The organism is Flavobacterium procerum (assembly GCF_042431625.1).
GTDB classification, from domain to species: Bacteria; Bacteroidota; Bacteroidia; order Flavobacteriales; family Flavobacteriaceae; genus Flavobacterium; species Flavobacterium procerum.
Genome location: NZ_JBHLYW010000032.1, coordinates 266,907 through 279,439, shown reverse-complemented (window position 1 = coordinate 279,439; position 12,533 = coordinate 266,907). Strand labels below are relative to the sequence as shown.

General features: G+C 34.6%; 5 protein-coding genes. All 5 read left to right on the top strand.

The genetic code is table 11. From position 1 onward, the window contains the following. The first annotated feature begins 37 nt into the window (after positions 1-37). The 5 genes from ACFFLS_RS25375 (at position 38) to ACFFLS_RS25355 (ending at position 11,818) form a co-directional block, all read left to right on the top strand. Complete coding sequence (locus ACFFLS_RS25375) at positions 38-472, top strand: hypothetical protein (protein WP_379682753.1); 435 nt, start codon at positions 38-40, stop codon at positions 470-472. 116 nt (positions 473-588) lie between these two features. Then, the gene (locus ACFFLS_RS25370; RefSeq protein ID WP_379682752.1) at positions 589-5,661 is read left to right on the top strand and encodes a DUF4132 domain-containing protein; all 5,073 of its coding nucleotides are present in this window, start codon (positions 589-591) and stop codon (positions 5,659-5,661) included. A gap of 253 nt (positions 5,662-5,914) precedes the next feature. Then, positions 5,915-9,019: a DUF6493 family protein gene (locus ACFFLS_RS25365; protein ID WP_379682751.1), complete on the top strand. Its 3,105-nt coding sequence runs from the start codon at positions 5,915-5,917 to the stop codon at positions 9,017-9,019. A 5-nt stretch (positions 9,020-9,024) separates the two neighbouring features. Beyond that, positions 9,025-10,353, top strand: a complete 1,329-nt coding sequence (locus ACFFLS_RS25360) for an SWIM zinc finger family protein (RefSeq protein WP_379682750.1) — start codon at positions 9,025-9,027, stop codon at positions 10,351-10,353. Positions 10,354-10,378: 25 nt separating this feature from the next. Further along, complete coding sequence (locus ACFFLS_RS25355; protein ID WP_379682749.1) at positions 10,379-11,818, top strand: hypothetical protein; 1,440 nt, start codon at positions 10,379-10,381, stop codon at positions 11,816-11,818. Positions 11,819-12,533 lie beyond the last annotated feature (715 nt).

The window sequence follows — 12,533 nt, the reverse complement described above, 5'->3', positions numbered from 1 at the left end:
TCTTACATTACCACCTCAAAATAAAAGCCGATTAAAGATGAATATCAGCATCTCAGTTAAACAATTAGGAAAAAAACATCCGCTTCTTCAGGAAAAAAGTATCGCTCTGGATATCGAAAATCCTGTCATTTCCACACAAAAACTAATCGAATCGATTGTAGAGTATCAGGTACAATTATTCCATGCTTCCTCTTTTGAATTTGAAGACGAAGACAAAATCCATCTTCCAAAAGAAAATTACCTTCCCATTTTAACCGATACGGGAAAAGTGGGTTTTGGCGCACTTTACAACCACAACAAAGTAGATTTGGCCAAAGCGCAGGAAAATGCCATTCTAGCTTTCGAAGACGGTTTGTACGCAGTTTTCTATGGCGACGATCAGCTCGAAACTTTAAGCGAGGAAATCGATTTATCCAAAAACAAATCCATCACTTTTATCAGGCTTACGTTTCTGGCGGGAAGCTATTGGTGATTAAATTCCAAAAAATAAATTCCAAATTCCAAATCTTTGGGTGAAATCCTTCGATTTCGCTAAGGACAATGTGAAGCAATCTAAAATCTAAAATCAGAAATCTAAAATATAAAAACATGACAATTGAAGATTTATTAAAAAGCAAAGCAATCGAGAATCCGATTAAGAGATTCAAGAAAGAACTGGAGGAAATTGTAAACAGTAATCTGGTTACGAAATTATTTTCCGGATCAAAACTCAAAAAAGAAGTCGCTGAGTTTGGTTTGGAGTTTCTTAAGCTTGACGACAATTATTACAGCAATTATATTTCGCTGGGTTCTAAACAAGCCGAAAAATTTACAGCACTGATAAAAGAGAATATTTGGGAAGACAAAAACTATTATGATCTTTTGGTTTTCTTTTTTGGGGAAGAAAATGCGGTTTATGTAAAAGAGGCTTGGAACAGACTTCCGCTAAAAATGTATCAAACGGGGTATTCCAGACGCTCTTTTAGAGCGCCAAATCATAAAAAATATCTGTTGGTCAATCAGGTTAATTTTCTGCGTTCTTTGCTCGGCGGACCGAATAAATACCATTATCAGGACAGCAAATCAGTTTATTATGATTTAAGCATCGAAGATCAAATCCGATTTGATACTGAGATTTCGAATTCTGGCAATCAGTTTATGATTTGGTCCGTGGCGCTTGATTTAAACAAAGAAAATCTCTATCAGCTTTTTGAAGATATTATTTTCAATAAAGAACCACAGGGAAAAGTTTCCAGAAACATTATCAAAGCACTTTTAAACAGTGAGAAAAAAGAAAACTGGGAACTGGTAGAAAAATTATTGCTTTCGGCACAGCGTCAGGAAGGACTTCGTCAGGTTGTTTTAGAAGCGTTGGACGAAACCAGTATCGGCGCTTTGCAATACATGATCAAAGTGATTATCGATAATAAACTGAGCCGTTTTTCTTCGGTTGTACGAGCGATCGATACTTGGACAGGTTTGGGCTGGGATGCGGAGAAAGAAACTACGATTCGTACTATTATCGAATTGGCCTATGGTTATTTTTCGAATCCAGAAACTATTCCGTCAGGCATTCGCAGTAAAAATAATAACGAAGCCTATATGGCGCTTTGGGTTCAGGGCGTTTTTGATGTCGAAAAAACGACTCCGTTTCTGTACGAATTAGTAGAAAAAGGAACGCTTGAAAAGAAATGTCTCGCATTGAAATTTGCAGGAGAAACCAACGATCCGTATATCGAAATGCCTCTTTATTTTAAAGCTTTAGACGACGAAAACCTTCAAGTTTTGGCATTTGCCATTCCAAGAATGAACATGCTTTTGGAAGCCAATACGAAATCAAAATATTATATCGAAAATGCTGATTATCCGGATTTCTTCAATAAAGTGTATAATCTTGCCGAAATGATAACCGTAAAAGAAAAAACTTTTGAAGGAAAAGTATTTTCATGGCTCAATGCGAAGTTCGAAAAAGATACTTTGTATTCGTCGGCCATTAATTTAATTGGCGATCATAACGATAGATTGGAACTTATTTTAAATCAGTTCGAAACTTTTTCTATCAATTTAAGAGAAAAACTCACGCGTCAAATTCTGGGCGATTATTACTGTTATTCGTTTTACAGTTTTAAAAGTAATGAAGGAAAAGAGAAAAAAGCACCAACGGATTTCCAAAGAAGTTTTGCTTTAAGAATTCTGAAAGACAGGGGAGAATCGCTTGTAGCTTCGGCAATTTCTACTTTAAATAATCTTACGCTTACGGCTGACGAATTGGCCATTTTTCAGGAATTATACAAACGTAAAAACTCCAATTTAAAGAAAAACCTAACGTCGATTTTACTGAAACAGGAAGATCAAAACATTATCACTTTTGTAGATGCGATTCTGGAAAAAGGCGATATGGAACAGCGTATGTCTGCTTTGGATATCATGTTGCAATTGCAGAAAAACAACAAACTGACGGATAAAGTAAACGATTGGGTAAAAGCGTATTCGGCAAGACCAAAAATTACCGAAAAAGAAACTAAATTTATTGAACAGTTAGAACCGTCGCAAAAGAAAAATATTCTAAGCGCCGAAAACGGATACGGTTTCTTTACGCCAAATCATGTTTCAGCTTATGAATTGCCAAAACCAGCTTCGGATTCTTTGTATTCAAAAGCGGTAAAAGCACAGCAATATGGTTTTTCAAAATCGATGTCTCATATTAAAAATGAAATTTCGAAACTGTATCAATTATTCGAAGAAAACCGAAATTATGAATACGAAATCGAAAACTACGATAACAGTAAAGAAACGGTATTGCTTGGAAATACTTTCAGACAGTTAAAAAATCTGAAAGACGAAAAAGACAAGGAAGTTTTGGCGACAAATTATCCTTTGTATGAGGTTTGGTCAGGTTGGTTTCAGGATTCAGGATTAGACGAAAGAGATTTGTTTTTAATAACGCTGGTAAGCAATTGCGACCGAAAAGTCTGGCGTGATTTCCTCGAAAAACATGTTTTTTATTATAAAGAATTATTACCGCACCCCAACAAAAGAGGTTACGATTGGGACAATGCGATTTTGAATATTTTGAATGCTTTAAAGCTAAAATATGACTTTAAAGAAGAAACAGATTTCTTGATTGATGCTTGTACAACTTTGTATGCCGATCTTCCGCAATCTGTTTTGGAGTTTGAATACAAACCGGGAAAAGACCAATATTATTACAATTCGGATAGTGGAAATGGCTGGCAGAATCAGGGCTTTTTTGATATTTATCTGAATAAAATCAGTTTAGCCGATTTAACTCCGGAACAGGAAAACAAAGTTTGGAATCTCTACAGATGGCGACAACTCAACGGACTGGAAAGAAACATTTCGTACTGTAAACCGCCAATTCATTTATACTGCACTGCTTTTGAACAAAAATTAATTACCGAAGGCGAATTGTACGAAGGTATTTTGGAATCGGAAAGAATTTCGGTTTTAACCAGCGAAAGTAAGCATTACAGACATTACGGAAGTGAAGAATTGCTAAAAACGTTCCCATTTTTAGTTCCGATGATTGATAAAATCCGCGAAACATTTTTGGATATCGAAGTCAAAAGAGGCGATTCGAATACTTCGGTTACACCTTTGGTACAGAGTTTCCAGAAAATTTATGGCATTAATCGTTTGGTCGAAATGCTTACTGCGCTTGGAAAAGCAAGTTTGTACAAAGGTTATATTTATTCGTGGAGTTATACCGAATTGACGAAACAAAAGCTATTCAGTTATTTACTGAAAAGATGTTATCCGTTAGAATCTGATACACAGCAAATTTTTAATGAAGCCGTTAAAAAAGCCAAAATCTCAGAAGAAAGATTAATTCAGACGGCAATTTATGCGCCGCAATGGCAAAAGTTCATCAGTAATTATTTAGACTGGAAAGGTCTGGACGAAGGAATCTGGTGGTTTCATGCGCATACTAAAACGGCAAGTTACAGTGCTGTAAACTCGGAACTGGAAAGCGAAATGGCGAAATTCTCTTCTATCGATTTACAGGATTTTAAAGACGGAGCGGTAGATAAAGATTGGTTCGTTTCGGCCTATAAAAAATTAGGCAAAGCCAAATGGGAAATGCTGTACGAATCGGCTAAATATGTAACCGACGGAAACGGACATCGTCGCGCGCGTTTGTATGCAGACACAATTACAGGCGATTTGAAAATCAGGGAAGTTACTGCCAAAGTAAAAGACAAACGTGATCAGGATTATTTGCGTGTTTACGGTTTGGTGCCTTTAAGCAAAGCGAGTCCTGAAAAAGATATTTTGGCGCGTTACGAATATTTACAGCAGTTTAAAAAAGAGAGTAAAGAGTTTGGTTCGATGAAACAAGCGAGCGAAGCTTTGGCAATTCGTGTAGCTTTGGAAAACTTAGCCAGAAATGCGGGTTATCCGGATCCTGTTCGTTTGACTTGGGCTATGGAAACCAAACAAATTCAGAATATTTTATCTAAAGAAACTGAGGTTAAGTTAGATGATGTAACGATAAGTTTGGTCATCAACAAAGAAGGAAAAGCCGATTTGGTTACTTTGAAAGGCGATAAAGAATTAAAATCGATTCCGCCGAAATACAAAAAAGACAAAGGAATTCTCGAACTGACGAATTACCGCAAAACGATGCGCGAGCAATGGACACGTTCAAGAAAAGGTCTTGAAGAAAGTATGATTCGCGGAGACGAGTTCTTATTCGCAGAAATGCAGAATCTTTTCGAACATCCAATCATTTCTAAGCATTTGGAGAAATTGGTTTTTATTTCCAACGAAGATCAAATTGGTTTTTATGTAGATGGAAATCTGGTAACGGCTTTAGGAGAAATGATTTCGTTAAATGAAAAACAGACTTTTAGAATCGCACACTGTTTTGATTTGCATAAAAATAATGTTTGGACAGATTTTCAGAAATATTGTTTTGATAATAAATTGCAACAGCCGTTTAAACAGATTTTCAGAGAATTGTATGTTCCAACGCCAGATGAATTAAAAGAAAAATCAATTTCAAGACGTTACGCCGGACATCAGGTTCAGCCAAATCAGACTTTAGCATTATTAAAAGGAAGAGGCTGGAAAGTAGATTATGAAGAAGGATTGCAGAAAGTTTTCCATAAAGAAGGCTACCAGGTAAAAATGTATGCTTTGGCAGACTGGTTCTCTCCGGCAGATGTCGAAAGCCCGACTTTGGAAACGATTGAATTCCATTCCTTAAAAGATTATAAAAACATCGCTTTTGAAGATATAAATCCGAGGATTTTCTCCGAAGTAATGCGCGACATTGATTTAGTTGTAAGCGTTGCTCATGTTGGCGGTGTTGATCCGGAAGCGAGTCATTCTTCTATCGAAATGAGAGCGGTATTGTTAAGAGAAACATTGCGTTTGTTCAAAATCAAGAATGTAGAAATTACCGGAAACCACGCCATCATAAAAGGACAATTAGCAGAATACAGCGTTCATTTAGGAAGCGCGATTGTACATCAGGTTCCAGGTAAATATTTATCGATATTGCCAATTCACTCACAGCACAGAGGACGTTTGTTCCTTCCATTTGCAGACGACGATCCGAAATCGGCTGAGGTAATGTCTAAAGTTTTATTGTTTGCCAAAGACAATGAAATTCAGGATCCAACTGTTTTGAGTCAGATTGATAAGACGTATGCTTAATTAAATATTTGATTAAACCTAACAGGTTTTTAAAACCTGTTAGGTTTGGTCTTATTATAATTTCAAATATCAATTTCAAAACAATGATTTTGCGAATCTCTGCGAATTTTTTGCGAACCTCTGCGAAATAACAATTTAAAACAAAATAAAAAAATCAGTTTTAATCCGCGTTTTCGCGATAGCGAATCCGTAAAATCCGCGTCTAAATTTTAGATAAGCTTAGAATAAGTATGTTGAAAAAATAACCACAGCAATGAAAAAAAGACTTAAATATATTGAAGGCAATTCAGATAAATTCTGGGAAATAAATGTTACTGGATTTGAATTTACAGTAACTTATGGTAAAAACGGAACCTCTGGAACTTCGCAGACCAAAAGTTTTGCTACGGATGAAGAATGCCTAAGAGTCGCCGAAAAATTATTAAATGAAAAAATTAAAAAAGGATATTCTGAAAGCGGAGAAGTTACTGACGTTGCAAAACCCAAAACGGCTAAAGGAATCAATTCTGCAGCTGTTTTACAGGAGTACGACGATATCATAAAATCAAAAGATATTAAGCTGTTGTTGCCTTTTTTAAAAGAAAATTCAAAGGGAAACATTGAAGCTTTAAAGAAACAGATCAAGAAAAATAAAAGATACTGGACGCAATACATCGATTTGTCTAAAGAACCCGAATTTCTCAAAAAGAACAAAACGAATAACAATTGGGGATCTTCATGGGGAACGAGAGGAGATTTTTTACAAAAAGAAATCATTACCTTGAGCGGTATAGCTTTATTTGACAAAACTGATATCAACTCATGGGATGACGCGTTTCAATTGTTAGATGAGGCAAATCGCAAACCGTACGTAATAGAAATTCTTCAATGGGCAAAACCAAACTGGCTGGAAACTTTTATTCTCGAAAAGGTCAGAAGGTCAGATTGGCTGAGTTTTAGTTACTATATTCTGCGTCAGTTTGAAGAGTTGGGGCTGATACAATTCAATCCAGAATTGTATGCCTTATGTTTGGGCAGTACCAATGAATGGCGTAGTAGTATCAAATCGAGAGTTTTTATCGCTAAGGTTTTAGAAGATAAAACAACTTATCAACGTGATATTCCAGAGCTTTTTAATTATGAAACTATTCTTCATACTATTTTGTTTCGGGATAATGATAAGCAAAAACACGATGAGTTTAGTACGTGGGCAATTATTTACAAAGAATTGTTGGATCAGAAAAAAATGAACCGTGCTTTCTTTTTTGAAAATGCCATTCAGATACAGACTAAAGAATGGAACAACAACGTGAAATCTTTCTTTAGAAAAAGAATCGAAGAATTTGCTGCGACAGAAGATGAATTAGTTGTTTTTCAGGAGAATATATTTTCGTTTTTACACAATGCGTACCCACCTATTACGAGTTACGGAATCGAATTGATAAAGAAAATCTACAATCATCCTAAATTCAAAACCAAATCATTTTTAGAGTGGCTCGAGCCGATGATGATGAGAAGCGATTGTAAAGCAGGAATAAAAAGTGTATTGCCAGTTTTAGAAAAAATAAGCAAAGCCAATCCAAAGTTAAACAATCAGATTGCTTCAATCATCACTGATATTTATGTAATTGCTGACTTGACTTTACAGGAACGTGCAAGTAAAATCCTTGTAAAAGTAGGTTCTGCAAAAGATAAAGCATTGAAAGAAAAACTGACTTCATACGTGACTTTAATGCAAGGAAACATCAAATCTGGTTTAAGTCAGTTTATGGATGAAGATTCTTTGATTATTGATGAGATTGGTTTTGAAGAATACCAATTTGAACCCAAGAAAGAATTGTTGCTAACAGAAGAAGTAACTTTGCCGAAGGATTGGAATGAAATTTTGTTTCAGTTTGGAAATTTCATCGGTTCAGAGGAAGTTCTCGATACCGAAATTCTGATGAATACCTATATTCAGCAAAGAGATTTATTCCCAGAAGATTATAGTTCACAATTACAGCCGTACGAAAAACAGCTTCAAAAACATTATTTTGAGGCGAATCACAAGAATGTGATGAAGTCATTTTTATCTCAAAAAATTGAAAATATTAAGGGAGGATTTGACAATCGATTCAAACATTATTCAAAAATAAATACCATTCTTTTGATCAAACCTTTGTTGGAAAAAGTACAACAAAAGATGGACTCAAATTCTAAGTTGCCACTACTTTCTTTTCCAAGTCACAAACCGTATTGGGTTGCGCCGAAAGTTTTGTTAGAGAGGATAATTGCTTATCAAAAAGCAAACGAAGAGATTGATTATCTGGATTTAGCGATTGCGATTGCCAGAATGCCAAGAGAAAATACTGAAGAAGCGATTTCATTACTAAATAAGATTGAAGGCGAATTGAAAACGCTTTTGTCTTTTGCTTTAGGAAAAGAAGACAAATTGATGATTGATTCTACTTCATTAGTCTCAAAATTGCTGGCAACATTCGGTAAAACCACCAAAGAAACCGGAAATTTGTCTTTATGGGCAGTTGTGGCAAGAACATTTTATCCAGAAGATACTTTTAAAGAATTTGAAAATACTTATTTAAAGGAAGTTCCCTTTGTGGTTTCGCCTTACAGACCAGAAATTAAGTTCAAGGAACAATGGAATGAATGGAGAAATTATCAAACTAAAGAAAAAGAAAGATCACCATCTTGGTACGAACTGCGTTTTGATATGCCAAACTATACCAAAGTTCCGAATTATCTAATTTACAGTCAGGATATTTATACGCGATCAAACAGTTGGGATTATTGTTTAAATTATGCTGGAAACACCTATTATTGGCACAGTTTAATGCCGCAAAATTCGGATGCGTTAGCATTGACTTTGCTGAATAATTGCAGAATTACAGATGGATCAAAACCCGAATTAAAAGGTTACTTGGACGTGATGAACAGACCAGAATTTAGATTTTCTGAAAACAGCTTGGTTTTGTTTGCAACATTTTTTTTCCAAGAGAAAAAAGATTTGAGATTATTAGCTTCTGAAACTTTAATCAACTTAATAGAAAAACAAATTGTTGATATCGAAAAACTTGCTGAAAAAACAGCATTTTTGGCTTCTGAGAAATATGGCGCGTTTTCAAGATTAACAGATGGAATAATCACCTTGAAAGATATTTCTCCTTTGCACAATAGTGCTTTGTTCCAGTTTTTTAATGTCTTTTTTGCTCATTTGGATGTTCAAGATAAGCTTCCAACAAATTTCAAGAAAATGGTCGAAAATTATGTCGATGTTTTAATTAAAATCAATCAAAAGCCATCAGAAAAAGCGATTGCCTTTTTTGAAAAATGGAAAGATAATGCTTCGCTTAAATCATTGATTAAGCAAATTTTAAAATAAAGAAAATGACAGACTTACAATATAATTACAAAGGAGTTTCGACATACAGCAAAACAAAAGGCATCAATAATTTGGTTTTGGCACATCAAACCGAAATAGAAGAAGTCAATAATATTCCTTGTTTTTTCTGGGGAAGTTTGACAGATCCTTATGTGACGGCAAAATGCTGGAGTACGATTGCCAAAGTAGTTCGTTCGAGTTTTGGGCCGATTCCGCCTAGCCTTCGTGACCCGATTGTTTCTGCCGGATCAGAGAGACTTCGTTTTGAAGGATTTTCGTCCTGCAACGGAGTTTATGTAAGATTGGATATGAAGCCTGAAGCCATTGACGGCGAATTTATAGCAAACGGAACTACAAATGTTGATTTCAATGATCCGATGCTGAATGCATTGAATGCCATTCAAAAAAACGAAAAAGTAACGCTTGCCGTTGGCCAGCAGGATGTTCAGGTGATTACCAGCAAAGCAAAAGTAGTAGAGAAAAAAGTGACTTTGCCCATGCGCTGGATAAAAGGTTTAACAAGCGTTCAGTTGTATTTGGCGGATATGGATTTGAAATTTGAACTCAACAAAATTCAAACCATTCAGCTTTTTCAAAGTCTGCCGAAAGGAAACGTAAAAGGCGATTTTTTTATAACCAAAAGAGCTGGAAAATTTATGTTTTCGACTTTGGCAACTTCAGACGGAGTTAGAATTGGCGGCGTGCAAAGACTACGTTTGTTAGAAGGAATTTTGGCGATTGTCGATAAGATTTTTATTTACGAATCTGATGATAAACAAACTTGTGCAGTGGTATGCGAATTTGGAAAAATGCAGTTATTGATGGCTTTTTCTCCAGATTCCTATCGCGGATTTTCAGGTGAAGGAAATGTATTGGAAACCATGACTGAAAACCTGCCAATGGAATGGGTTTATGGATTAAACAGTTTATTAAAATCAAATGAAATGTTTGACCCAACCATGCTTTCTATAGAAAATGATATTGATTTTGGAACTATGGACAATCTGACTTCAAATCTATCTTCGATGGGATTGTTAGGTTATGATTTAAGCGAAAAAGCTCATTTCTACAGACGACTTCCTTTTAAAACGGAACGTATTTTGTCTTTAAATCCGAGGTTGAAAAACGCCAAAAAACTAATCGATAACGAAGAAATTGAAATTGTAGAACGAAAAGCCAATTATATTGAAGCAAAAGTAAAAGGTTCTGGCGTAGTGCATAAAGTGATTATTGACAATGAGTTGCAAAGATGTACCTGCGATTGGTTTACGGCCTATCAAGGAAAGCGCGGAATTTGTAAGCATGTTTTAGCTGTAAAAATGACAATTTCTTAGTATTAGGAATATAAAAGACGATTCTATGTATATTCCTTTAGGTGATTTTAAAAAAACGCTTTACAGTGTTATTTTTTTTCTGATAGTTCCACTGTGTTTTTTGGAAGCACAAACCACTTTTGAAGAGCTGCCCAATATAGAAGTGCTGTCTCCCAGAGCGGTTAAACAAATACAGAAGCAAAAAAAGAATGGACTTGTCATCACCGATACGCCTGCCGCTATTTTTATCAATAACTATAGAAACAAAAACAGTAAGTTGTTCCATAAATTTAGAAAATTGGAGCAAGAAATCTATAAATTCTCTGGTTTTGATGGCGCTGTTGGCACTTCGTTTCCTATGATGACCATGTCAAGTGCAGCGGTGAGTTTTAAAAATGGAGATTCCGAATTTGTATTAGACAGTGTTTACATGCCAGAATGCGGTCTTATTCTTAATAATGGGAAAGATGCTCCAGTTATCATTAGAGGTTTGAAAGATTCGTACGTACCTTATTTTAAAGCCTACTTTGCAGTTGCAAATACAGAAGCTTTTCAGAAAATGATAAGCAAGTTTGAGAAAAAAGCAGACAGAAAAAGCAATAAACAATTTAAAAAGGATTTCAAAAATAAAGTGAATGAGATTGATGAGAATGAAGGAGAACATATTGCATTTCCCAAGGAAGCTGTAGATGAGGCTAATCATAATATTTTTAAGGCTTTGTTTGTAGAAGATGATATTATTCCCGATTACAAAAAAATGAAGAATACCAAAAGGGTTTATATCGAATATACAACAGGCAGTTGGAAAGGCAGAAATTATACTTTTGAATACGACAAACAACAACGAATTGTAGCTTATCAAAGAAAATTGTATGGTAATACCGACATGGATACTTATAAAGTGAAATATTTTGCAGATGGATTGATTAAAAAATTGGACTACATTAATGAACGCACCGATATTAATTCAAAATCATACACAACAATACTGGTTAAAACACCCGATTCGCTCACAGTTCGTGTATTATTGGTTCCTAGTAAAGGAGAGGGAGCAGCCGTAAGCATTGAATTAGACGATTTATATTCATACGATTTTTATTATGATGCTTTATATCAGCTGAAAGAAATGAATTGGCTGTCGGGGCAGATAGTTCTTAACAATACCCAATATAATTATCTAAATAAAAACCTTATAAAAAAAGTGCGGACAGTCTTAGATGACAAAAAGTCTCCAATACTGATTATGACTGAGAATTTCAGCTACAACAAAAAAAATGAAATGATTGGCAAGAATTTTAGTTATGATCGAAAGGGCGTTGAAAACACCAAAGGCAGTTATATTATATCGGTAGAAGGAGAAAGGGAGGAAGGAAAAGACGAAATGACTCTTACTTATTTTTATGATAAACAAGGAAGAAAAGTACTTGCAAAAAACACAAACGTAAATTTTCCTTATGAAATAAAGTTCTCCTATGAGGATTTTTAATTATACTTTTAAAAATAAAAAACAACGAATTTCGTAATAAAATGTTAAATTAAGATAAAAAAGACTACATTTGCATCAAAATATAACAAAAGAGATACATATGAAACTTTCAGTAAGCAGAATTTTTGAACAATTAGCCGGAGATTATCCAGTTGAAAGCTCAGGATGCCTATGTATTTTTTATGAAGTGAAAATGTAAATTTTAGAGTCAAACTCATCATAAAACCAAAAAGCGTCCTCATTTCAGGGCGCTTTTTTTGTTTTTTATGACCATTTGAATTCGTCGAATACCGCAAGAATTAGATTTAAAAATGATTAAAAAGAAGTCTTAACTAAAAAAAACTAAAAAAATAATTGACCAAATGTTTAATGATTAATCAAAATAGCGAAATACAATCTTGAAAAGTAATCCGATGAGTAACAATCATTTGATAAAAAGATAAATCTGCATCAGTTTGCGGACAGGAATTTCTTTGCTTTAATTTTGGATTTAACTAATTGATAATCAGAAAAATAATCTTAAAAAATATTTGGAAATATGATTTTTTCGACATTATCTTTGCCGAACAAAATTGAAACAAAGCGTTTCAAATAATAGCAAGAATTTTTAAAATATAATACAGCATATAAAATGGCTTTACAAAGTAAAATATCATATAGACTACCAGCAAACGCAAGCTTCAAACTTGGACGTTTCACAATGCAGGTGCATCAA

Excerpts from the sequence above, each read along its gene's own strand:
- ACFFLS_RS25370 (WP_379682752.1), top strand. The coding sequence starts at position 589 with ATGACAATTGAAGATTTATTAAAAAGCAAAGCAATCGAGAATCCGATT.
- ACFFLS_RS25375 (WP_379682753.1), top strand. The coding sequence starts at position 38 with ATGAATATCAGCATCTCAGTTAAACAATTAGGAAAAAAACATCCGCTT.
- ACFFLS_RS25360 (WP_379682750.1), top strand. The coding sequence starts at position 9,025 with ATGACAGACTTACAATATAATTACAAAGGAGTTTCGACATACAGCAAA.
- ACFFLS_RS25355 (WP_379682749.1), top strand. The coding sequence starts at position 10,379 with ATGTATATTCCTTTAGGTGATTTTAAAAAAACGCTTTACAGTGTTATT.
- ACFFLS_RS25365 (WP_379682751.1), top strand. The coding sequence starts at position 5,915 with ATGAAAAAAAGACTTAAATATATTGAAGGCAATTCAGATAAATTCTGG.